The organism is Ensifer sp. ZNC0028 (assembly GCF_000799055.1).
Classification (GTDB): Bacteria; Pseudomonadota; Alphaproteobacteria; order Rhizobiales; family Rhizobiaceae; genus Ensifer.
Map to the genome: position 1 here is coordinate 1 of NZ_JTLA01000052.1, position 23,287 is coordinate 23,287.

General features: G+C 64.5%; 23 protein-coding genes. 14 read left to right on the forward strand and 9 right to left on the reverse strand.

Features of this window, described 5'->3' with window-relative positions:
• The first annotated feature begins 220 nt into the window (after positions 1–220).
• The 9 genes from L981_RS12880 (at position 221) to L981_RS12920 (ending at position 8,393) form a co-directional block, all read left to right on the forward strand.
• Positions 221–655 carry an Rrf2 family transcriptional regulator gene (locus L981_RS12880; RefSeq protein ID WP_043616306.1) on the forward strand — a complete coding sequence of 145 codons (435 nt, stop codon included), beginning with the start codon at positions 221–223 and terminating at the stop codon, positions 653–655.
• Positions 656–822: 167 nt separating this feature from the next.
• Positions 823–1,707 (forward strand): NAD(P)/FAD-dependent oxidoreductase, encoded by an 885-nt coding sequence (locus L981_RS12885; RefSeq protein ID WP_043616310.1) that lies wholly within the window; start codon positions 823–825, stop codon positions 1,705–1,707.
• A 143-nt stretch (positions 1,708–1,850) separates the two neighbouring features.
• A complete protein-coding gene (locus tag L981_RS12890; RefSeq protein WP_052201774.1) occupies positions 1,851–2,669 on the forward strand; it encodes an arginase family protein in 819 nt (272 codons plus the stop codon).
• A 136-nt stretch (positions 2,670–2,805) separates the two neighbouring features.
• Positions 2,806–3,600, forward strand: coding sequence for a DUF1194 domain-containing protein (locus L981_RS12895; protein WP_043616316.1), 795 nt, complete (start codon positions 2,806–2,808; stop codon positions 3,598–3,600).
• Between the two features lie 78 nt (positions 3,601–3,678).
• Positions 3,679–4,203 carry a MarR family winged helix-turn-helix transcriptional regulator gene (locus L981_RS12900; protein ID WP_043616319.1) on the forward strand — a complete coding sequence of 175 codons (525 nt, stop codon included), beginning with the start codon at positions 3,679–3,681 and terminating at the stop codon, positions 4,201–4,203.
• Positions 4,200–4,994, forward strand: coding sequence for a DNA alkylation repair protein (locus L981_RS12905; protein WP_043616321.1), 795 nt, complete (start codon positions 4,200–4,202; stop codon positions 4,992–4,994). The genes L981_RS12900 and L981_RS12905 overlap by 4 nt, the downstream gene beginning before the upstream one ends.
• A 48-nt stretch (positions 4,995–5,042) precedes the next feature.
• Positions 5,043–5,384 carry a DUF6616 family protein gene (locus L981_RS12910; RefSeq protein ID WP_034793040.1) on the forward strand — a complete coding sequence of 114 codons (342 nt, stop codon included), beginning with the start codon at positions 5,043–5,045 and terminating at the stop codon, positions 5,382–5,384.
• A gap of 393 nt (positions 5,385–5,777) precedes the next feature.
• The gene (locus L981_RS12915; protein WP_052201775.1) at positions 5,778–7,829 is read left to right on the forward strand and encodes an alkyl/aryl-sulfatase; all 2,052 of its coding nucleotides are present in this window, start codon (positions 5,778–5,780) and stop codon (positions 7,827–7,829) included.
• Between the two features lie 18 nt (positions 7,830–7,847).
• Positions 7,848–8,393, forward strand: a complete 546-nt coding sequence (locus tag L981_RS12920; protein WP_043616325.1) for a hypothetical protein — start codon at positions 7,848–7,850, stop codon at positions 8,391–8,393.
• A gap of 38 nt (positions 8,394–8,431) precedes the next feature.
• Here the strand turns inward: L981_RS12920 and L981_RS12925 are convergent, their stop codons facing one another.
• Entirely contained in the window at positions 8,432–8,857 is a 426-nt protein-coding gene (locus L981_RS12925; RefSeq protein WP_043616328.1) for a GNAT family N-acetyltransferase, read from the reverse strand.
• 299 nt (positions 8,858–9,156) lie between these two features.
• Between L981_RS12925 and L981_RS12930 the strand changes: the two genes are divergently transcribed.
• Positions 9,157–10,647 carry a DUF1254 domain-containing protein gene (locus tag L981_RS12930; RefSeq protein WP_043616331.1) on the forward strand — a complete coding sequence of 497 codons (1,491 nt, stop codon included), beginning with the start codon at positions 9,157–9,159 and terminating at the stop codon, positions 10,645–10,647.
• Between the two features lie 91 nt (positions 10,648–10,738).
• On the opposite strand, the gene L981_RS12935 is transcribed toward L981_RS12930, so the two are convergent.
• Positions 10,739–11,536, reverse strand: coding sequence for a hypothetical protein (locus tag L981_RS12935; protein ID WP_043616333.1), 798 nt, complete (start codon positions 11,534–11,536; stop codon positions 10,739–10,741).
• Positions 11,537–11,677: 141 nt separating this feature from the next.
• Positions 11,678–13,342 (reverse strand): arylsulfatase, encoded by a 1,665-nt coding sequence (locus tag L981_RS12940; protein WP_371258867.1) that lies wholly within the window; start codon positions 13,340–13,342, stop codon positions 11,678–11,680.
• Between the two features lie 312 nt (positions 13,343–13,654).
• Here L981_RS12940 and L981_RS12945 point away from each other — a divergent pair, with 312 nt between their 5' ends.
• The gene (locus L981_RS12945) at positions 13,655–14,125 is read left to right on the forward strand and encodes a group III truncated hemoglobin (protein ID WP_043616335.1); all 471 of its coding nucleotides are present in this window, start codon (positions 13,655–13,657) and stop codon (positions 14,123–14,125) included.
• Between the two features lie 51 nt (positions 14,126–14,176).
• Here L981_RS12945 and L981_RS12950 read toward each other — a convergent pair whose 3' ends face one another.
• The 5 genes from L981_RS12950 to L981_RS12970 form a co-directional block, all read right to left on the reverse strand.
• Positions 14,177–15,097 carry a DMT family transporter gene (locus L981_RS12950; RefSeq protein WP_052201776.1) on the reverse strand — a complete coding sequence of 307 codons (921 nt, stop codon included), beginning with the start codon at positions 15,095–15,097 and terminating at the stop codon, positions 14,177–14,179.
• Entirely contained in the window at positions 15,094–15,615 is a 522-nt protein-coding gene (locus L981_RS12955) for a MarR family winged helix-turn-helix transcriptional regulator (protein WP_043616338.1), read from the reverse strand. Before L981_RS12955 ends, L981_RS12950 begins: the two co-directional genes overlap by 4 nt.
• An 80-nt stretch (positions 15,616–15,695) precedes the next feature.
• Entirely contained in the window at positions 15,696–16,256 is a 561-nt protein-coding gene (gene recX, locus L981_RS12960) for a recombination regulator RecX (protein ID WP_043616341.1), read from the reverse strand.
• 274 nt (positions 16,257–16,530) lie between these two features.
• Positions 16,531–17,301, reverse strand: coding sequence for a siderophore-interacting protein (locus L981_RS12965; protein ID WP_043616343.1), 771 nt, complete (start codon positions 17,299–17,301; stop codon positions 16,531–16,533).
• A 264-nt stretch (positions 17,302–17,565) separates the two neighbouring features.
• On the reverse strand, positions 17,566–18,795 hold the full coding sequence (locus tag L981_RS12970; protein ID WP_043616346.1) for a PLP-dependent aminotransferase family protein: 1,230 nt from the start codon (positions 18,793–18,795) through the stop codon (positions 17,566–17,568).
• Between the two features lie 535 nt (positions 18,796–19,330).
• Between L981_RS12970 and L981_RS12975 the strand changes: the two genes are divergently transcribed.
• Both L981_RS12975 and L981_RS12980 read left to right on the forward strand, forming a co-directional pair.
• Positions 19,331–20,962 (forward strand): arylsulfatase, encoded by a 1,632-nt coding sequence (locus tag L981_RS12975; protein ID WP_043616348.1) that lies wholly within the window; start codon positions 19,331–19,333, stop codon positions 20,960–20,962.
• A gap of 226 nt (positions 20,963–21,188) precedes the next feature.
• A complete protein-coding gene (locus tag L981_RS12980) occupies positions 21,189–21,638 on the forward strand; it encodes a hypothetical protein (RefSeq protein WP_043616351.1) in 450 nt (149 codons plus the stop codon).
• A gap of 125 nt (positions 21,639–21,763) precedes the next feature.
• Here L981_RS12980 and L981_RS12985 read toward each other — a convergent pair whose 3' ends face one another.
• Positions 21,764–22,426, reverse strand: coding sequence for a LysE family translocator (locus L981_RS12985; protein ID WP_043616353.1), 663 nt, complete (start codon positions 22,424–22,426; stop codon positions 21,764–21,766).
• 228 nt (positions 22,427–22,654) lie between these two features.
• Between L981_RS12985 and L981_RS12990 the strand changes: the two genes are divergently transcribed.
• Entirely contained in the window at positions 22,655–23,254 is a 600-nt protein-coding gene (locus tag L981_RS12990) for a bifunctional 2-polyprenyl-6-hydroxyphenol methylase/3-demethylubiquinol 3-O-methyltransferase UbiG (RefSeq protein WP_043616356.1), read from the forward strand.
• Positions 23,255–23,287 lie beyond the last annotated feature (33 nt).

Genomic DNA, 23,287 nt, shown 5'->3' on the forward strand with positions numbered 1-23,287 from the left:
CTCTGTGCTCGTCACAGAGATCCAGCAGCCGTGCGTCGGCACGGCGCAATATGCGAACCCGGCGCCACCCCTTCTGGCGTCGTGAGAAAAAGCCTCGGGCCGCGGAGATGGCTTGCACCCCGTGACTTGCAATCGCGAGCCGGGCTCCCAATCGACGGCCCGACCGACCGACAACCACGCCCCCTTGCATCGCATCTCGATTCGTAATAATTGAAGTTACATGAAAAAAGACAGCCGCCTTTCCTCCGTCCTGCACGCGCTCCTGCACATGGCCGAGCGCGGCGAGCCCTTGACCTCGGACGAGCTTGCCATGTGCATGCGCACCAACCCGGTCGTTGTCCGCCGCACCATGGGCTTCCTGCGCGATGCCGGCATCGTTTCCTCCGCTCGCGGCCATGCGGGCGGCTGGGCGATCACCGCCGATCTCAAGACCGTGACGCTTCGGCAGTTGCACGAAACGCTCGGCGAGCCTGCGATCTTTGCCATCGGCAACCGGCAGGAGATGCCGGAATGCCTCGTCGAGCAGGCGGTCAACGCCGCCCTCGACACCGCTTTTGCCGAGGCCGAGGCGCTGCTGCTCGAGCGTTTCGCTCATGTGACCCTTGCCGACCTCGCCGAGGACTTTGCGCGGCGGCACCGGCTCCGATCGCAATGAAAACAGCCGATCGATCCGTCCTGACGTGATCGATCCCGACACATCCGGCCGCCCCGGAACCGCATAAGCGGTTTTCCGGCCGGAACCCTATTGCCCAAAGCCCGGGTCGACACACTGGTGCAAAAAGCCGGTGGGCTGGCCTGCGCCCAACCGAAAGGACTATCCCCATGCAACAGGACGTCATCATCATCGGCGGCAGCTATGCCGGCATGGCCGCCGCCCTCCAACTGTTGCGCGCCCGCCGCCGCGTGACGATCATCGACGAGGGCATTCGCCGCAACCGTTTCGCTAGCCACTCCCACGGCTTCCTCGGCCAGGACGGCATCGACCCCGGCGAGATCGCCGCGACCGCGCGCAAGCAGTTGCTCGCCTATCCCACGCTCACCTGGATCGACGGCCGCGCCATGAGGGCGAGCGGCAAGATCGACGGTTTCGTCGTCACCACAGCCGATGGCGCATCCTTCGAAGGCCGGCGCCTGCTCTTTGCGACCGGCGTCAAAGACGGCCTGCCTGACATCGAGGGGTTGACGGAACGCTGGGGCAAGAGCGCCTTCCATTGCCCCTATTGCCACGGCTACGAGCTGAACGAGGGCGAAATCGCCGTCATCGCCGCAAGCCCGATGTCGATCCACCAGGCCCAGCTCATTCCCGAATGGGGCAAGGTCACCTTCTTCACCAATGGTGCGATCACGCTCGATGCCGAAGGCCGTGCCGACCTCATCCGGCGCGGCGTCACCATCGACGAAACCCCGGTCGCGCGCCTTGAGGGCCATGCCGACGTGGTACTGACGGATGGCCGCCGCCTGCCCTTCGCAGGCCTTTTCGTCGCCACCCGCACCACGCCCGCAAGCGACATCGCCGAACGCTTCGGCTGCGCGATCGAGGAAACGCCGATGGGCCTGCAGATCAAGGCCACGGCCGCCAAGGAAACCACCGTTCCCGGCGCCTATGCCTGCGGCGACGTCGGCCGCGTCCCCCATTCCGTCTCGCTTGCCGTCGGCGACGGCGCCTGGGCCGGTGCGCAACTGCACCGCTCGCTGGTGTTCGGTTAAGCCACCGGCACTGGGTGGCGCCCCGCAGTGGCCTGACGGGAACCGAACGGACGCAACCGCTTTGCGCCGTCCGGCTCCCGGCCTTGCCAAATCGTCGGCGTCCGTGCTTCGCTCCGTCCCAAACCGAGTTGGAGCCCGCACCAATGCCCCTTGCCCTCACCTGCTTCCAGGGTCGCGCCGGCGATCACAACGACCTCGGCATTCCCGGCGCAAAGTCCGTTGCCGCCCATCTCGCCCGAAAGTTCGGCCTCGAAACCGTCACGATCGGCGAGCCGGAACCGGCGCTGAACGGCCACTGGACGGTGGAGCTCGAAGCAGCGATGCCGACGCTCCGGCGCATGCGTGATCGGTTCGAAACGATCTACGCCGAAGGATCGGTCTCGCTGGCCGCGACCAGCCGCTGCGCCGTCTCGTTGGCAACGCTGCCTTCCGTCGCAAAGCACCACGGCGATGCGGTCGTCGTCTGGTTCGATGCCCATGGCGACCTGAACACGCCCGAGGCCAGCAGCACCGGCTATCTCGGCGGGCTGGCGTTGTCAGGCCCCTGCGGTCTCTGGCAGTCCGGCCTCGGCGACGGGCTTCCTATTGAAAATATCGTGCTCGTCGGCCAGCGCGACCTCGACCCCTTCGAGGTCGAGCTGATCGCGGCGAAGCGCATTCCGCATATCCGCCCCGGCACTGATCTCCCGCAAAGGCTGGCTGAAGCCGTCGCCGGACGGCCGGTCTACATCCACCTCGACTGCGACGTGCTGAACCCCGGCATCGTGCCCACCGACTACCAGCACGAGGACGGCCTGTCGCTCGATGACCTGCACGCGGCCTGCGTGGTTCTTGCCAAGAGCAAGGTCGTCGGGCTGGAAATCGCCGAGTTTCAGGACGTCTGGGAGGACGGCGGCGAGCCGGTGTCCCCCGAATCGCTCATCGAAGCGCTGGACCCGCTCTTGCAGAAGCTGCGCCGCTGACCCGACCAGAGATTGGCGGCCTGCTGCCTGACCGCAGGGCGCCCGGTCGGCGTTGATCCATCGACAGTACCCCGCATTGCACGCGACCGGTTTGGGCGTAGCATAGATATCCCGCTCGCCTTCGGTATCGGCTGCCATGAAGCTCGGATCGGTTCTTCTTGCCTGCGCCTGCCTGGTCTGCGGAAGCGCCTCCGCCGAGCCGCTCCGGGTCGATCTCGAACTGGTGCTCGCCGTCGACGTCTCCTATTCCATGGAACTCGACGAGCAGCGCCTGCAGCGGCAGGGTTATGTCGCCGCCTTTCTGGAGCCCGCCCTCTTCGAGGCGGTCGAGAACGGCCCCTTCGGCCGCATCGCCGTCACCTATGTCGAATGGGGCGGCTCGGCGGTGCAGGTCACGCCCTGGACGCTGATCGACGGCCGCGGCACCGCCGCGCAATATTCCGAGCTGCTGCGGCGCCAGCCGATACGCCGCATCGCCTTCACCTCGATCTCCAACACGCTGGCCTTCACCCGACGTCTGTTCGATTACAGCCCCTTCCAGGGGAGCCGCCGCGTCATCGACATCTCCGGCGACGGTCCCAACAATTCCGGCGTGCCCGCCCCCGTTGCCCGCAACTCCACCGTCGCCCGCGGCATCACCATCGACGGCCTGCCGATCATGCTGAAGACGCACGCCGCCCGGGACTCCGCCGCGATCCCCGACCTCGACGCCTATTACCGCGAATGCGTGATCGGCGGCGACGGCGCCTTTCTCATCAAGGTGGAGGATAGCGGCGAGTTCGCCCGCGCCATCCTTCGCAAGCTGGTCACAGAAATCTCCGGCCTGGAGATCAGCCGCCTGTCGCCCGCCGCCGTGCGCCCCGCCCAATACAGCGAGGGCTACAATTGCTTCGTCGGCGAAGAAATGCAGGAGCGGATGATCGGGCGCTAGCGCAAGTCTGCCGCCCATCCACAGCCAACGCGCAAGAAGCCGTTGACTCCAGTTAGGCGCCTTATTATCTGTCGCCTTATGACAATGCTGGAACAAAAACACCGGGCCCTGCTGCAGGAGGCCGAGCGTCGGGCGGTCGCCGAGACCGGCAATATGCGCGCCTGCTTCGAACTGCTGGCGCTCACAGGCGCGATCGACCGGGACTGCGCCGCAAGACTGGCGCCCCACCGGCTTTCGGAAGGCAAGTTCGTTATTCTCTTCCTGCTCAACGATCAACCCGAGGGCCTGTCGCCGCACGAGCTTGCCGATCGCGCCGGCGTGACGCGCGCCACCATCACCGGGCTGCTGGACGGGCTGGAACGCGACGGCTTCGTCGAGCGCCGCTCGGGCCTCAATGACCGACGCAAGATCGCGGTCGTGCTCACCGAAACCGGCCGCAAGACTGCCGGCGATCTGCTCGGTGAACACAGCGCCTGGATCGCCTCGCTCTTTGCCGGCTTCAGCGCCGATGAACACCAGACGTTCCACCGGCTGCTTCAGCGCATCTGGCGCAATCTCGAGACCGGCGCCAAGCGCAGGAACACGTCGGAAACACAGACGTGAGCGGGAGCAGGACCAAGGAACGCGGCGTCAGCGCCATCGGTGCCGAGCGCCTGGCGCAGCTGAACGCCGGAGCGGAAGCGACGACCCTGACCGAGTGCCTGGCTGTCGATTTTGCAGCGCTCATGGCCACCGTCCTGCCCGACATCGGCGACGATGCCTTGACTGAGATGCGCGCGGTCGCCTCGGCCGGCATCTCCCGGCGCATGCCGCTTGCGGCAAGGCTGATCGCGGATCGCCTCGGCCCCTCCGCCTTCGAGACGCTCTCGCATCATTCCTCGGACACGGCGCGGGGCTGGGCTTGCTTCATGGTTGCAGCCGGCGAGGACATGCCCCTTGCCGAGCGGCTGGCCGCGATACGCCCGCTCGCCGACGACAGCCATTTCGGTGTGCGCGAATGGGCCTGGATCGCCATCCGCCCGCATCTCGCCGCAAATCTGGATCAGGCAATCGCCTTGCTTGCGGCCGGCTGGACGCCGGATCCATCCGAACGCGTCCGCCGTTTCGCCTCGGAATCCATCCGCCCGCGCGGCGTCTGGTGCGCCCATATCCCAGCGCTCAAGAAGGAGCCCGAACGCGCGCTGCCCGTGCTCGAGCCGTTGCGCGCCGATCCCTCGCCTTACGTGCAGGATTCGGTCGGCAACTGGCTGAACGATGCTGCCAAGGATCGGCCGGAGTGGGTTCAAGCGCTCACGGCACGCTGGTCCGCCGAAAGCCCAGGGCCCGCGACGGCCCGCATCTGCCGCCGCGCGCTTCGGTCCATCGCCACGAAATCCAGTTCCGGAAACGCTTGAGAGCGCCCGAACTTCTATAACCTCAGACTGACAACAAGAAAGCAGACCATGCCTCACTACCTGACCGAACTTTACAGCGCCAAGCCGGCGTGGCTCGCCCTTCCCCGCCAGGGGCGCCAGCAGTTCCTGGCCGCGATCGGCTCCGCCATGCCGGGCCTGTCGGCGCTGGGCGTCGAGCTCATCACCTTCGGCAAGGTCGACCAGTCTAAGCTGCATGCGGCATCGCAGACCTTCTTCGCCGTCTGGCGCTGCCCGGATGCGACCGCACTCGAAGCCCTCGTCGCCGGCATCGCCCAATCGGGCTGGCATGAATATTTCGACACGATCAATGCCGCCGGCCGCGGCACCGACCTCGCCGGCCACCTCGCCGAACTCGGCGCCGCCGCTTGAGGCAATGACCGTAAAAATCCGACACGATCTCCCGTTCGCTACACCCAGGTTCTCGAACCTGCCGCCTAAGCGCACGGGGGATCGCCAAAACACCTGGGTCCGCCTGATCCTGCGGGCCGGAAACCAAATTTCACGAACAACATTTGCGCCGATAGTCGACATCTTCACGCAAGCTGAAGCATTGCGCATGTCTTTCTCGAACGTTCAGGCTCTTGTCCCGGCAAAGGTATAATTGCCGCAGATAGATGCGCGCCTGCCCTTAACCCTTCACGCCACTGTGATCACGCCCGGCGGAGAATTTAACCGTTACGTACTTCCAACCACGACCTGTCGCCCTAGCCTCACTCCCGGGAAATCTGAAAACATCCTGAAAACCTGGGTTCGGAGGGCATTATGACTTCGTCGAATGGCAGTGGTATCAGCAGAGCAGACTTTCTTCGTGGCGTTGCATCGGCGGGGCTCGCCGTCACCTTCGTCGCAAAACCAGGACAGGCCAGTGCGCAGGACGCACCGCCCGTTCCCCAATCCGGCATCAAGCCGAAGCCGGCGACGCAGGCGACCCTTGAATACAACGCGATGTATCGAAACGGGCTGCCGTTCGACGATGTTCAAGACTTCGTAGACTCCCGCAAGGGCCTGCTCGCAGCCCTGCCGGATCCGGTGATCATCAAGAATGCCGATGGCGCAGCGGTCTGGGATCTCAGCGTCTATCAGTTCCTCGGCAACTCCGAGACCGACGACGCGCCGGATACGGTGAACCCCAGCCTGTGGCGCATGGCCAAGCTCAATATGATCCACGGCCTGTTCGAGGTGGTCGCCGATGGCGTCTACCAGGCCCGCGGCTACGACCTGTCGGTCATGAGCATCCTCAAGACCGACACCGGCTACCTGGTGATCGATCCGCTCGTCAGCTCGGAAACCGCAGCAGCCGTCTGGAAGGAGCTGGTCATTCCGAAGCTCGGCGACAAGCCGATCGTCGCGGTGCTCTATACCCATAGCCACGTCGACCATTACGGCGGTGTCCGTGGCCTCGTCAACCAGGCCGATATCGACGCCGGCAAGGTCAAGATCATCGCGCCTGCCGATTTCACCGAAGCGGCCGTCGGCGAAAACATCATCGCCGGCAACGCCATGAGCCGCCGCGCAAGCTACATGTACGGCAACCTCCTGTCGCGCGGGGCCCAGGGCCAGGTCGATGGCGGCCTCGGCAAATCGACCTCATCGGGCGAGATCGGCCTTGCCCTTCCGACTGACTGGGCCACCGAAACCGGGCAGAAGATCGTGATCGACGGCCTCGAGCTTCAGGTGCTCATGGCGCCGAACTCGGAAGCGCCTTCGGAGTTCATGTTCTACATTCCGAAGTACAAGGCCTTCTGCGCCGCCGAGGATGCCTGCCACACCCTGCACAATCTCTACACGCTGCGCGGCGCAAAGGTTCGTGACGGCCTCCTGTGGTCGAAATACCTGCAGCAGGCGCTCGACATGTTCGGCGGCGAGATGGAGGTGCTGTTTGCCTCGCACCATTGGCCGACCTGGGGCAATGAGCGCGTCGTCACCCACATCAAGAAACAGCGCGACCTGTTCCGCTATCTGCACGACCAGGTCATGCGCATGGCCAACAGCGGCATGACGCCGAAGGAAATCGGCGAAGTGATCCGGCTCCCCGAGGAACTGGCGACGACCTGGGCCTGCCGCAGCTACTACGGCACGGTCTATCACGATGCGGTGGCGCAATATAACCTCCGCCTCGGCTTCTTCGACGGCGTTCCGTCCAACCTGCACCAGCTTCCCCCAACGGAAGCGGGGCGACGTTACGTCGACTTCATGGGCGGCGCCGACAATGTGCTGCGCCAGGCCAAGGTATCCTTCGACAAGGGAGACTATCGCTGGGTCGCCGAGGTGGTGAACCACGTCGTCTTTGCCGATGCCAACAACGTCGCCGCCAAGCAATTGCTCGCCGATACCTACGAGCAGCTGGGCTATCAGGCGGAATCCGGCCCCTGGCGCAACTTCTACCTGACCGGTGCCCGCGAACTGCGCGAAGGCGTCACCGAGCTCCCGACACCGAACACGGCAAGCCCGGATACCATCAAGGCCATGCCGCTCGAGATGTTCTTCGACTTCCTCGGCGTCCGGCTGAACGGCGACCGGGCGGCCGGCAAGATCATCACCATCAACATGGAGCTGACGGACACCAAGGAGAAGTATGCCGTCGGCGTCGAAAACTCGGCGATCCATTATTCCAAAGACAAGAGTGACCCGAATGCCGATGTCTCGATCGTCACCACGCGGGCGGATTTGAACGACGTCATGCTCGGTATCTCCACCATGGAGAAGCAGGTGGTCGAAGGAAAAGCCAAGCTGACGGGCGACCCGAAGAAGCTCTCGGAGTTCGTCGGCCTGCTCGACAACTTCGAGTTCTGGTTCAACATCGTGACCGCCTGAGCCAGGAGGCAGAAGACGATGTGCACCATCTGCTCACTGACGATCGAGTTTGCCGTGGAGCACCCGCAGGCCCTTGCGGTTGCGGTGGCAACACGGCAGGCGATCGAAACCGGTCTTCTGCCGGAATTCGACCCCAACCGGGAAATGGACATGGCACAGTCGCGTCACCACGCGACTGTGTTGCTCACCACCATGCAGCAGCGCCTTGAAACGGTGCTGCCGGCATCGCGCCTCATGCGGCTGCCGAGCTTCTACGTCCTGATGATCGAAAGCAGGACCTGGGGCTATTTCCATCCGACCTCGGGCGGCTTCGACCCGCGCGCCAACCCATCGCCCCCGCGCGTCGTTGCCGACGAAAACAACCTTCGCGACGCGATCGTCGTCCTGTCGCAGGCCGCGGCCGAAGAGATAACGCCGGGCCGCCTGCCCTTCGAGCAGGCGCTTGGGACTGGCGTCGCCGTCGTCGATGCGCCGGATGGCGAGGCGGCGCTGATCCACGCGGCACTGGCGATGGCCTATCCAGTCGATCAGTTCAGCGATTTCGTCTGTACGGAAGTCGCGTAGGGAAGGCTCGGCGACCGGCTCTCGCCGGCCACCCCAGATCACGACCGGCTTAAGGGGCTGTAGAACACGATCTCCGGATCGTTCTCGTCGAGATTGTCGATGTAGCCGCTTGGCCGGAACCCGGCCTTGACCAGGAGGTCCTGCATCGGGCGGTTCGACATGTTGGTCGAACTGAAGAGCTTTACGCCTGACGACATCGACTGGAAATGCGCAATCAGTGCAGCCCCCAGGCCGCGCCGGCGCCAGGACGCGCCGACCATCAGCATCTCGATGAAGGCGTGGCCGAAGAAGTGCCGGCTCAGCACGCCATAGGCGGCGACCTCACCATCGATCTCGATGAGATGGCAGCAGCCCTGCTCGATCCAGCCAGCGATATCGGCGCGTCGTTTCGGATCGCTCGGCGCGATCGTATCGATCGCGCAGAGCGCAGCGAGGTCATCCGTGACCGCCAACCGAATTCGCATCGTCCAGCTCCCGCAAGCTTTGCGGGAAACTAGGGGGATTGCCCGGCGCGCGCAATCGGTGAAACCGCCCCGCCTTTAACGCGGCCATTTACAGTTACGTACTTACCGTTCGGCGATTTTCCTGCGCCTAGTGGCAACGTCAATAGAATGAAGTCACGTCCGCCGACCCGGTTACGCCAACGGCGTGTTTCGGCGAGGCCGTGAGGGCGCCGTCGCGGCGCCAGTGAAACCAGGATGCTTCCAACGGCGGTTTTCCTTCGTCTCGATTGCGAGAGGCCGCCCAGCCAGAGGAGAAGAGGATGACCCGCCGTTTCGCCTACCTTGCGGCAGCAGCGACCGCGCTGACCACGATCGCCATGACATCGCCGGCGATCGCCCAGGACGCGGTGGAGGCGCCTCCCCTGGTCGAGCAGATCAACAACGGCAAATGGCTGGACCAGGCGGAGGCCGAAAGCCTGCTGGACGAACTCTTCTACCAGCGCGCCATCCACGCCTACATGACCATGCTGCCGGCGCTGAACGTGATCGGCATGCGCGACGGGTCGGAGGCCGAATTCGGCAAGGGCTACAACGTGCTGCCGATCTGGAAGGACCGCATGGATGCGCGCGCCTGGGTGCCGACGCCGAATGCCGACGTCATCTATTCGATGAACTATCTGGACCTCAAGGAAACCGGGCCGCTGGTGATTGCAGCACCGCCGAACGTCATCGGCATGTTCACCGATTTCTTCCAGCGCACCATTACCGACGTGGGCGCGATCGGCCCGGACCGGGCGCGCGGCGGCCTCTACCTGCTGTTGCCGCCGGGCTATGACGGCGAGGTGCCGAAGGGCTATTTCACCTTCACCTCATCGACCTACAACGTCCTCCTGTTCTTCCGCACGATCATGGGCAAGGGCGAAAACGGGCCGGATCCGGTGCCGGCCGTCGCCAACGCCGAACAGACCCGCATCTATCCGCTTTACGCGACCGAAAAGGACGCCAAGCCGATGGACTTCCCGAACGGCTCGGGCAAGCGCATCAACATGATGTACCCGGTCGACAGCACCTACTGGACCAAGCTCAAGGATTTCGTCGACTACGAGCCCGTCTCGGCCATCACGCCTGAGCTTCGCGGCGTGCTGGCCTCCATCGGCATCATCAAGGGCCAGCCGTTCAAGCCGACCACGAAACAGCAGGCGCTCCTCAAGAAGGCGGTCGAGACCGCGCCGCGGATGATCATGGCGCTGCGCCAGAGCGGCCGGCCCGACGGACGCAACCTCTATTACAAGGACCGGCAGTACGAGAACGTCTGGGCCGGCTCGACGGCCGAGTGGTTCCAGGAAAGCTATCTCGACGTCAACCAGCGCGCCGGATTCTTCCAGGTCGCCTATTCCTCGGCACCGGCCATGGCCATGCACACGATCGATTCCGGCTCGAAATATCCGACCGCGCTTCGCGACGCCGATGGCGATTTCCTCAACGGCTCGAACGGCTACAAGCTGCACCTGCCGCCAAACCCGCCGGCCAAGCTTTTCTGGGCGGTAACGGCCTACAATGTCACTGACGGCACGATGGTGGAGACGCCGAAGCTGCTGCCCTCGATCAATGCCTTCAACAAGGTCAAGGTGAATGAGGACGGTTCCGTCGACCTCTATTTCGGGGCGAGCAAGCCCACCGGGGCCGAAGACAGCAACTGGATCCAGACGGTGCCCGATCGCAACTTCATCGCCACAGTGCGGCTCTATGGAACCGGTGTCGAATTCTACGACCAGACCTGGAAGCCAGACGATCTGGTGAAGGTGAAGTAACGGTCAAGCCAACGAGTGGGAGCCGCGCACCGAAAGGATGACGCGGCTCCGTTTCCGTCGACAACCTGCGCGCAAGTCCATCCCGCCGACATCACTGCGGCGCGCTGCTCCCGCTGAACCCCTGCCGCGTCCACTGATAGACGGACGTATCCGTGCGGAAGTTGCCGACCCTGGCTGAGGCGAGATCGAGGATGTTGACGATGATCGCCGTCCAGACGAGCGTCAGGAGCACGATCAGCATGCGTACCGGCCGTCCCTTGAGGCCGAACTGGTAGCCGAGTGCGCCCATGCTCAGGATCATGACGCCGAGCAGCAGCCAGAAGATCTGCCATGGCAGGCGGATGCCGAGCGCGTAGCGTTCGGCCGTGCTGGCGTCGAAGGTCTCGTTGACGGCCGACATCAGCGATGCCGAGACGGCGTCCGGGTCCTGCTGGACGATCGTCGTCACCCGCTGCCAGATCTGCTGCTGCAGCTTGGAGGTGTCACTGTTGGCCTTGGCAAGCGCATCGCTGTTGCGCCCGGCGCGCACGAAGTCCTCGCGCGCCTTGGTATAGTCTTCGAGCAGCTTGGCGATATCGAGCGCTTCGGGCGTACCGATCGCCTTGGCCCGCAGCCAGGCGGTGCCGATGGCGTTGGCCTCGGCAAGCGTGCCCTGCCGGCGCTCCGTGAAGCGCGTGGTCGAGAACGAAAGCGTCAACGCCAGCACGAAGGCCAAGAGCCCGAGCATGCCGGCGACGACCACCCCGACGTTTTCGATCTGGCCGCCGGCGCGCTCCTTGCTGCGCACGCCGAAGCGGTAGCCGATCTCGTGGGCCGCAAGCTGGCCGACCAGCAGGACGGCAGCAAAGGCGGGGATGCTGACTTCGGCAAGCGAAATGAGGAAATCCATGGAGGTCCCGGATCATCTGAGGTGCGTGCTGCGCGCAGCGGGACGGCGATCCAGATCGGGGCGATCGGTGCCCTGCCAGCCGCTGGGGTCGTCAAAAGAGTCCCCGCCGCCAGCGCATGCCAGCGGCGGGGTCTCGTGCAGTTACCGCGGAGCGAGGCTCTCCAGTTCGCCGAGCCGCTTCATCGCGGCCTGCTGGGCCAACCAACCGTAGTTGATGCCGCTGGCATTCAGCGTGCTGCCGGCCTGGTAGGGATAATCGTTGAAGTCGGCGAAGAACTCCTTGATCTTGCCCTGGATCGGCACCAGCAGCCACATGTTGCGGGCCAGGAACTCGACCGCTCCGCCGCCGTCCTCCATGCCGCGCTCATAGGGATCCATGCGCAGGTTGGCGATGACGGCCCAGCTCGGCACCTCACGGGTGGCTGTCGCGATATTGCCGTGGCTTGCCTGGGCGAAGCTCAGCTTCCAGTCGTTCCAGCGGATGGCGTTGAGATTGCCGCCCTGGTCGAAGTAGTAGACCGAGTCACGCGGCGGCGTCTTCGCCTCGCCCTTCAACATGCCTGTCAGGTCGTAACCGTCGAGATGCACCTTGAAGGTCTTCGACGTGCCCTTGAAGCCCTTCTTCATCTCTTCCTTGACGTCGGCGATACCGGCGGCCGTCGCGAAAGTCGGCAGCCAGTCCATCAGGGTCACAGGGTCGTTGATCTGCGTGCCCGGCTTCACCACGCCCGGCCAGCGCACCATCATCGGAATGCGGAAGCCGCCTTCCCAGGTGGTGCCCTTCTCGCCGTGGAACATCGTCTGCGCACCATCCGGCCACAGCGCCAGTTCGGCACCGTTGTCGGTGGTGTAGAGCACGATGGTGTTGTCGGCGATGCCGAGATCGTCGAGCTGCTTCAGGAGCTGGCCGACATGACCGTCATGCTCCACCATACCGTCGGCATGGATGCCCTTGCCGGTCTTGCCCATCGAATCCGGCTTCAGATGCGTGAACACGTGCATGCGGGTCGAGTTGAACCAGCAGAAGAACGGCTTGTCGGCCTTCACCTGCCGGTCGATGTAGTCCTTGGCGGCGGTCAGGAACTCCTCGTCGATCGTTTCCATGCGCTTGGTGTTGAGCGCGCCGGTATCTTCGATCTTGCCGTCGGCGCTCGACTTGATGACGCCGCGCGGACCGAACTTCTTCTTGAACTCCGGATCCTTCGGATAGAAGTAGCCTTCCGGCTCTTCCTCGGCGTTCAGATGGTAGAGGTTGCCGAAGAACTCGTCGAAGCCGTGGGCTGTCGGCAGGTGCTCGTCGCGGTCGCCGAGGTGGTTCTTGCCGAACTGGCCCGTCGAATAGCCCTTGGTCTTCAAGACGTCGGCGATCGTCGGCATCCAGTCCTGGATGCCATGCGGGTCGCCCGGCATGCCGATCGTCAAGAGCCCCGTGCGGAACGGCTCCTGGCCGAGGATGAACGAGGCGCGTCCCGCCGTGCAGCTGTTCTGGCCGTAGCTGTCGGTGAAGATTGCGCCCTCGGCGGCAATGCGGTCGATATTGGGCGTGCGATAGCCCATCAGCCCCATCGTGTAGGCGCTGATCTGCGGAATGCCGATATCGTCGCCGAAAATGACGAGGATGTTCGGCGGCTTGCCGCTCGAAGAGGATGAGGATTGCGCCTTGGCCGGGCTTACCGAAGCAGCGCCTGCCACCAGCGACGCGGCCGCAAAAATCGTTCCGCTGAGGAGGAGGTCGCGGCGGCTGACATCCGTCACCCCATTCTCGGCCATCGCGGGCGTGGCCTTGCTATCGTCATGCATGCTCATCGTATTCTCCTTGTTAAGGCGATCGGAAATGCACTGCTGTCGAGGACCGGGCGGATGATGCGCCTGAGGGCGGGGGTGTCCAAGTACGTAACAGTTACGATGTGCCGCTCCGCAACCGTTACTGCACCGCGCGCCGCGGGCAATCTGTTGCAAGGCGGGGGTGAGCAGCCCTTGGAGAATTCGGCCGGCGCCATCCTGACAGATTGCCGCAACCGCCCCTTTCGCCTCTGGCGCGACACCCCCGCATGCCTATATGCAAGGCGCCAAATACAAGCACGCAGACGCAAGGCTACTTAGACCAAGGACATCGGGATGGACGACAACGACTTGCAGGGCCGCGCCGCCCATGTCGCGGCGATCCGCGAGCGAGCGGAAGCCGAGATGAAGGCGATCGGCATCGATGCGGCCTTCATCGACCGTCTCGTCGAGACCTTCTATGCCCGGGTGCTTGCCCATCCCGAACTTGGCCCCGTCTTCGACGCCAGACTTTCCGGCCGCTGGCCGGAACATATGGAAAAGATGAAGAGCTTCTGGTCGGCCGTGGCCTTTCGCAACGGCGCCTATGGCGGCAAGCCGGTGCAGGCCCATGTCGGCGTCGCCAACATGACGCCGGATCTCTTCCCGAAATGGCTTGATCTCTTTGCAACGACGCTCGACGACATCGCCCCGAACGGCGAGGCCAAGGCCTGGTTCATGGCCACGGCCGAGCGCATCGCCCGCAGCCTGACGCTGTCGCTGTTCTACAATCCGGCGATGGACGATCCGGCGCTGAAGCGCGGATAGTCGCGGCCGCTCTTGCGCCGCCGATACCCGTGTCCCGCGCTTGCATCGGTGTCACCTGCGAGAAACCTGCGACGCGACGGCGACCGAGGCGATGATGACGAGCGTGCCGATCGCCTGCCACGGCGTCACCGCTTCGCCGAGGAAAAACGCCGCGCCGCCGATGCCGAAGACCGGCGTCAGGGTCAGGAACAGCGCGGCCGTGCTTGCCGGCAGGCGCTTGAGGCCGATCAGGTAAAGCCAGAAGGCAAGCGCGTACTGGACGATGCCCGACACAAAAGCGAGCGCCAGCATGCCCGCCTCCGCAGCGGCCAGGTCCTTGCCGATCGCCTGGGGCGAGACCCAGGCGAACAGGAAGACCAGCACGAAGATGAGGCCGACGGACTGCTGCAGGGCCGCGAGCACCAGCGGATCGACCTTGGCGACGAGCCGGCTGCTTGCCACCACGTAGAGCGCCGCAAACACCGTGCCGAGAATGACGAGAAGGTCGCCGGCCGGGCTGAAGCCGCTTTCGGCGCCATGCGCGCCCGTGACGATCGCAACACCGGCCATCGCCGCAAGGATCGCAAGCAGGGTCGGCAGGCCGACCTTCTCGCGAAACAGGAGCCAGGCGAGCAGCGCGATCAGCAGCGGTTCGGTGGTGGCGATCAGCGAGGCATTGCCGGCCGTCGTCAGGAGCAGGCCGAAGGTGCCGAAGACATAGGCAAGCCCCGGTTCGAGCACACCGCTCAGCGCCGCCAGCCGCGTATGGCGGTCGAAGCGCAGCTTTTGCCGGGAGGCGCCGACGGCGCTCCAGAGAAAGGCGACGCTGGCACCGAGCTGCAGGCTGACCAGCAACGCCGGCGAAAAGGCCGAAAGCGCACCCTTCGACATGACGGTGGCAAAGCCCCAGCAGGCGGCGGACAGCACCATGGCGGCAACGGCAGCCCCAAGCCCGAGCTTGCCGGCAACCGCCTCCTGCCCGTGCCCGGTCACGGCCCGGCCTCTCGGGCGACCGCGACGCGCTCGACCGGACAGGTCTCCGGCGTGCAGACGGTCTCGTCGCAAAGCCGGCAGATATGGTCGGCGCTGCGGCGGTCCGCGGTCAGCGCCGCCAGCATCGTCTCCACCATCGGTTCGAGATCGACCTGCTGCCACGGATCGAGTGCGGCGACCGCCTTTTCGACCGCCCTTCCGCGGGCATCGAGTACTTCGCTGCGCAGGGCCATGCCCGCTGCCGTGAGCGATAGCGCGACTTGGCGCTTGTCCTCGCCCCGCCCCCGCTCAATCAGCCCCTGGGCCACCAGCCGATCGACCGAGCGCACGGCGGCCGATTGCGTAAAGCCGATGATCGGCGCCAGCGCGCCGACGGACATTCCCTGGTGATAACCGACCGTGATCAGGGCAGCGGCGTCGCTCGGAACGACGCCGAGCTTTTCGCAGGCGCTGACCTGGGCATCGGCGAGAGCCGTGCCGAGTGCCGCGACCAGATTGACGAAACGAGCCGACGTCATAACATATGAATGATTCATTCATATGTTTATTTTAGGGCGTGGCCGTTCGCGGCTCTGACGGCAGGAGCGGACCCTTGAGGTCAGAGCGAGCGGCCGGAGAACAGAATGTCCTCGGCCTCGTCGATCGACATCGCAAAGACCCGCTTGCCCAGTTCGAAGCCGAAGCCGCCCCGGGCAAAGGCCGAAAGCTCCTTGGCCGTGCGCTTCTCGTCGAGCGCCGCCTTGCGGAACGGTCCGAAGGCGCGCTTTCGCGCCAAGACGACGGCTGCATAGAGATCGTCGGCTTCCGCCACCGCCGCAGCGACGGCATCCCGCGCGACGCCTTTTTCCGACAGCTTCTGGGCGATCGCCCGCTTCGACTTGCCGCCGCGCATGGCCGAGCGGGTCTTGATCTCGGCGTAAGCTTTGTCGTTAAGCGCGCCGTTGTCATAGGCAAAGGTCACGGCGGCAGCGGCCAGCAGTTCCACCTGGTTGACGCTGATATCCTCGAACTTCTCCCGCGCCTTGCGCGAGATGGCGTCGAAGAGCTGCTTTTCCGTCAGCATCTGCCGCGCCAGCCGATAGGCGGCCGAATTGCGCGCCCAGGCATACATGCGCGGCGTCGGCTGATCGGATTGCGCTTGATCGTCGATGAGGTCCAAGCCTGCCCTGCCCTCGAAGTGAACCACGGGTGGGAGCCGTCGCTCCGCAGGATCGGATCGACGTCGCCCAAGCAAGCGAAATGAGCTGACTCTCCGCGACAAAGCAACCGCGCAACCGGGCAACTGAACGGTTTTCCCGGTCTTGTTCTGCCGGCCCTGCGCTGTCGACATCAGCGCGGCAGGCCCCTTCGGAAAGGCGCGCCTGAGACAGACGCGGGAGGCCCGCGCGGATCTTTCGATCCGCCGGCCGCGCGTTCCCGGAGAGCGAGATGGCCTATTCGAACTTCTCGGTGCTGTCGGCCTTGCCCTTCACCCAGTAGCCCGAGGCTTTCAGCCAGGTGAGCGGCAGGCCGCGCTCCTCGACGAAATGGGAGCGGATCGCCCGGGTGACCGCGGCTTCGGCCGCGATCCAGACGAAGGTGCCGGGCTCCAGCGCCACCTGACGCACGACGGCAAGCAGCGCTGCGGGATCGTGCGCTTGGCCGAGCGGGCGATAGGCCCAATGGGTGGTGAGTGCCGCCTTGGTGCGGAATTTCTGCCGCTCGTCCAGCCCAGTGACCGCGGCGATGCTGGTGATCTGATGCCCCGCCGGCGTCTCCTCGATCCGCCGCCCGATCGCCGGCAACGCCGTCTCGTCGCCGATCAGCAGCCAGCGCTTGAAGTCTCCCGAGACGACCGCCGAGCCGCGCGGCCCGCCGATTTCGAGATGATCGCCGACCGCGGCATTCATCGCCCAGGCCGTCACCGGCCCCGCCTCATGCAGCGCGAAGTCGAGCACCAGCGTGCAGGCGTCGGTGTCGTAGCGCCGCGGCGTGTAATCCCGGTGCTCCACCGTGCCATCGGCGCCGGGCACGAAGATCTTGATGTGGTCATCCGCCCCGAGGCTGACGAAATCGCCGAGATCGTCGCCGGAAAGCGTGATCCGCAGCATGCCGGGGGTGACCCGCTCGATCGCGGAAACGACAAGCGATCGGCGCTTCAGCTCGTGGCGAACACGTTCGATACGCGGCGTCGGGAGATGGGAATAGGCGGGAAAGTTGTCCATTTGCATCCTTTGGAGGGCCTTGAAAGCTCGATCCGCAGGACACAGTCGCGCAGATCGAAGCCGCTTCTGGCCGTTCGATCATACGCGTTGAGTGACGTTAACGCTTACGTGGCCGGGCGTGCCCGGTCATGTCCGTCCTGTCTATCGGAAGGCCCCGCTTCGATCAATGCGTCATCTTGACTAAAAGAAGAAGGTTTTACCAGCCAAAAGAAAAACGCGCCCGCCGGAGCGAGCGCGTTCGACTATTTCCGGAAAGCCGGTGCCTTAAGCCGCCAGCGCCGCGACTTCGCCACGGATAAGGTCGCCGAGACGGCGGATGCCCTCGTCGATCATCTGGTCGTTGGCGCAGGAGAAGGAGACGCGCAGCGTGTTCTCGCCCGAGCCATCCGCAAAGAAGGCGCGACCGGGAACGAAGGCGACCTTGGCCGTCTCGATCGATTTTGCCAGCAGTGCGGCGCCATCCATGCCCTTCGGCAGCGTCACCCAGACGAACATGCCGCCTTCCGGCTTCGTCCAGGACACGCCCTCGGGCATGTACTTTTCAAGCGCTGCGAGCATAGCCGTGCGGCGCTGCTTGTAGACCCGGTGGATCTTGGCCACCTGCTGGTCGAAGCCGCGCTCGGCAACGGTGCAGATCGCCATCTGGTTGATGGTCGAGGAATGGAGGTCTGCGGCCTGCTTCAAGAGCACCAGCTTGCGGATGACCTTCTCAGACGCGCAGACCCAGCCGACGCGAAGGCCGGGGGCGAGAGTCTTGGAGAACGAGCCGCAATAGATCGTGCGGGTGTTGTTGATGTCGCCCTTCTTGGCGATTTCGAGCGCCAGGATCGGCGGCACCGGCTCGCCGTCGTAACGCAGCGACTGGTAGGCAGCGTCTTCGATGACGGCAATGTCAAGCTCTTCGGCAAGTTCAAGCACGCGCTCGCGGCCGGCGCGGTCGACGGTTTCGCCGGTCGGGTTGGCGAAGTCAGCCGAGAGATAGGCGAACTTGACGCGGCCGCCGGCATCGGTTGCCGCCTGGCGGTAGGCTTCCGGCGTGCGGTTGCCGTTGGGGTTCAGCTGGTCATAGGTCGGCTCGTAGGCGTTGAACGCCTGCAGCGCGCCGAGATAGGTCGGCCAGGTGACGAGCGCCGTATCGTTCGGCGACAGGAACAGCTTGCCGAGATAATCGAGGCCCTGCTGCGAACCCGACGTGATGAAGATGTTGTCGGCACCGGCGGGAATGCCGATCTTTTCCATCTCCTTGGCGAGCCATTCGCGCAGCGGCTTGTAGCCTTCGCTGACCGAGTACTGCAGCGCAGCACTTACGGCCGGACCGGAAAAGATCTCCGCATAGGCGTCCTTGAATTCCGCATCCGGGAACAGCGCCGGGTCGGGAATGCCGCCGGCAAAGGAGATGATGTCGGGACGGTCGAGCAGCTTCAACAGTTCGCGGATTTCCGAGGCGCGCATCCGGCTCGAGCGCGTCGCGAAGATATGTTCCCAATCCAGCATGGGGTGTTTCCTCAGAGATTATATGCGGAAAGCGGTTCTCCGCTTCCTCCCGCTTCATTGAAGAGCGCCGTGCGTTCAGATGAACGCACAAATGACGCTCTGGTATTTTCGTTCTAAAGCATCTTTCCGCTTCAAGCGATCACACTTGACACCGGATACTCCTGACGGTGAAGCGACAGGACCACGACGGCTAATTTATGTCAATATTATTGACCTAATTCCGTGTGTTTTTCGGCCGCTTCGGCCTCCCCGTACGCTGCGTCCAGAACCTGACGTAACGTCAGTTCGAGCCGAATGCCATGCGCCATCCGGCAAAGCAAGCCATTCGCGTAACTGTTACACCTTGCCGCCTGCCACAAGCGAGCGCACAGTCGCGCGTCCACCGACTGTCTTTCATGACAGCGCCGTACGTCCACGAGGACGCGAACGGCCGCTGAAGCACTTTCATGTGCCGCATGGATCTCGGCCCTGTCCCGATCGCACGAACCAGGCGGCACGAAGTCCCGATCCCTATGGCGATATGGAGTGACGTGCCATGAGCAATCATCCGGTATCCGATTCCGAACGAACTGAGCCTCAAGATGAACCGCATTTGAGCGTCAGCCGGCGCGATCTCCTGCTTGGCGGCAGCGCGCTCGCCGCAGCCGCCCTCACGGTTTCGGCCCCCGCCGTGCACGCCCAGCAATCGGGCACGCCGGCCACGGGCGGCAGCGGCAAGCCGAACATCCTGATGATCATGGGCGACGATATCGGCTGGCTCAATCCGAGCATCTACCACCGCGGCATGATGGGTTATCGCACGCCGAACATCGACCGCATCGGCAACGAGGGCGCGATGTTTACCGACTGGTATGGCGAGCAGAGCTGCACCGCCGGCCGCGCCGCCTTCATCACCGGCCAGTCGCCGATCCGCACGGGCCTGACGAAGGTGGGCCTGCCCGGCGCCGATCTCGGCCTGCAGCCCGAGGATCCGACCGTCGCCGAACTCCTGAAGGCGCAGGGTTACGCCACCGGCCAGTTCGGCAAGAACCACCTGGGCGACAAGGACGAATTCCTGCCGACCGCCCACGGCTTCGACGAATTCTTCGGCAACCTCTACCACCTCAATGCCGAGGAGGAGCCGGAGAACCCGGACTATCCGAAAAACCCGGAATTCGCCAAACGCTTCGGCCCGCGCGGCGTCATCCATTCCTATGCCGACGGTCGGATCGAGGACACGGGCGCCCTGACCAAGAAGCGCATGGAGACGGTGGATGCCGAGTTCCTGGCGGCAGCGCTCGATTTCATCGACCGGCAGCATAATGCTGAGAAGCCCTGGTTCTGTTACTTCAATTCCACCCGCATGCACATCTTCACGCACCTGAAGGCCGAATCCCAGGGCAAGACCGGCAAGGGCCTCTACCCCGACGGCATGGTCGAACATGACGGCATGGTCGGCGAACTCCTGAAGAAGCTCGAGGATCTCGGCGTGCTCGACAACACCATCGTCGTCTACACCACCGACAACGGCGCCGAGGTGATGAGCTGGCCCGATGGCGGCACGACGCCCTTCCGCGGCGAGAAGGCCACCAACTGGGAAGGCGGCTACCGCGTGCCGATGCTGATCCGCTGGCCGGGCGTCATCAAGCCGAACACGGTCTATAACGACATGTTCTCGCACTACGACCTGATCCCGACCTTCTGTGCGGCGGCCGGCGAACCGGATGTCGTCGCCAAGTGCCTGACCGGCTATCAGGCCGGCAGCAAGACCTTCAAGGTGCACCTCGACGGCTACAACCTGATGCCCTTCTTCCGCGGCGAAGTCGCCGATGGCCCGCGCCGCGACTTCCTCTACTGGAACGACGACGGCGAACTGGTCGCGGTCCGCGTGCTGGACTGGAAGCTCAACTTCAAGATCCAGGAACACACCGGCATCGGCGTCTGGCAGCGCGAGTTCACCAACATGCGCATCCCGCTGATCTTCAACCTCAGGGCGGATCCGTTCGAGCGCGGCCCGGAATCCTTCGAATACGACCGCTGGATGGCCGAGCGTGCCTTCATCCTCGTGCCCTCGCAGGCGCTCGTCGCCAAGTGGCTCGAAAGCTTCAAGGATTTTCCGATCCGCCAGAAGCCGGCGAGCTTCAACCTCGACGAGGTGATGGGCAAGCTGTCGAACGCGAAGCAATAGAGATGATGCCCTTTGCCGCCGCCATCTCGCAGGGCAGCGCCTTGCGGGATGGTCTTTCCTTGCCTTTCGACCGGATGGTTCAGCCTGCCCGATGCTGTGCCTTGCGAGGCTTTCCGAACGGGCCGACCGCTGCACCCGGTGCCCTGATAATCCGAAGAGGCAAATTGCCGGGGGAGAGGCCGAAGCGTAAAATCCCGCCCCTCAATTCGACCGGAGGGACTAGGCTATGAGCAGACTGTTTATCCTGTCGGCTGGCACCATCCTGGCGCTGGCACAAACGGCGTTCGCAGCACCCGCAGCGCCGGAGACGCAACCCCTCAAGATTGCCAAGGAGTGCAGCCAATTTACCGGCGACACGCCGAGCTTCTGCACCATCACGGAATCGAACCTCGAAGCGATCCCGGCGGGCACCAAGATCCTCTATTATGGACCGGTGGTCGCCAACCCCCTCTTCTCCAGCAGCACTGCCGTCATCTCGGTTGGAAACGGTGACTCGGCGGTCGGATATTGCGTCGTCTACGATACGGCCAAGCCGCCGCTCGGCACCTGCGCGTTCCATGCCGGCAGCGGCACGCTCGCCGGCTTCCAGGCGATCGTGAAGGTTACGGTCGACGACAAGCAGATCTGGCACTGGGACGGGGACTACGTGCTCGGAACCACCCAGGCGGCCAAGTGACACCGTAGATATTGCCGGCTCCACACCCGGCCGATCGACACCACGCGGCAGAGGGCCTGGGCACTCTGCCGTCGCGGCACGTCATTCAAGCGCTGTCCCCGCCACCAGCGGGGGCAACCGCTGCATCACGTTCTGACCGCTGGCGCGCCGGCGTTGCCTGTGAAGAGGAGCCGGATGCCGAGCACCAGCATGACGGCACCGGTAAAACGCTGCTGCCAGACGAGCAGCCGCGGAAAGCGATAAAGCGCCTGGCCGACCGTTCCCGAGGCAAGCCCCACCGAACCGAGCGAGAGGATGCCTGCGAGCTTCTGCACGGTGCCAAGCACGGCAAGCTGCAGCCACACGGGGCCGGCGGTCGGATCGACGAACTGCGGCAGGAAGGCGAACATGAAGAGCAGCGACTTCGGGTTCGTCAGGCTGTTGATCGTTCCCTCGCGGACCGCGCGCCAGTCGGAAACCTCGGTCGCCGCCAGTCGCTTGGCTGCGCCCGCATCGCCGAAACTCGACCAGACCATCCGCGCGCCGAGATAGAGCATGTAGGCCGCCCCCGCCCATTGCAGAAGCATGAGCCCGGCGGGATAGGCCTTCAGCAGCGAGGCGACACCGAGAACGAGCAGCCCCACCTGCACGACGCCGGCGACGAAAATCATGCCGACCACCGTCAACAGCGCCACCCGGCGCCCCTGCCCGATCCCGCGGGCGAGCACCAGCATCATGTCCGGACCGGGCGTGATCTCAAGAACAAAGAGGGCTGCAACGAAAGTCAGGAGAACGGGGAGATCGGCCATTGAAGGTTCCGGCTAAGCACAATTGCCACATGCTTATCCGGAAGCGCCCGGTCTGTCGATCAGCCCTTCTGCGCGCGGCACCTCGACATTTCTGCTCCGCCTGTCACCATCTTCGTCTAGTCTGTTGCCGGGCTTCGAGGACGAGAACGGTCAGTTGCCGGAACGGATCTTTTCGCGGCCACGGCAATCGCCCTTCCCACGCCCGCCACCAACGCCCAGAAAGCATCGATGACAAAACCCGACGACGATACTCTCGCCTTCTATCGCGACAATGCCGCCACCTATGCGGCGCGCGACCGCAAGCCGCCGCAGGCGCGTCTGGCGGCCTTCATGGCCCGCCTCGCTCCCGGGGCTTGCGTGCTCGATCTCGGCTGCGGCGGCGGACATGACAGCCTCGTCCTGCTGGAGCATGGCTTCGACGTCAGCGCTTGCGACGGCTCGGCGGAACTGGCGCGGGAAGCGGAAGCGCGCATCGGCTGCAAGGTCGAGGTCATCGCGTTTCAGGAGATCGTTTGGGAAGATCGGTTCGACGGCATCTGGGCCGAGGCCTCGCTCCTGCATGTGCCGCGCACGGAGCTCGCCGACGTGCTCACCCGCATTCGCCGGGCGCTGAAACCTGGCGGCCTGCTGCAGGCGAGTTTCAAGGGAGGCGAGACGGAAGGCCACGACCGCTTCGGCCGCTACTTCAACTACCCCTCAGCCGGCTGGTTGCGTGCCTGCTTCGAAGACGCCGGCTGGCCCGAAGTCGACATCGGCGAGGCCGACGGCGGCGGCTATGACGGCGAGCCGACCCGCTGGCTGCATGTCGCGGCGAACCGCGCGGACTGAAGCGCATTCAGAGAGCCGCCCGCGCGCCCGCGC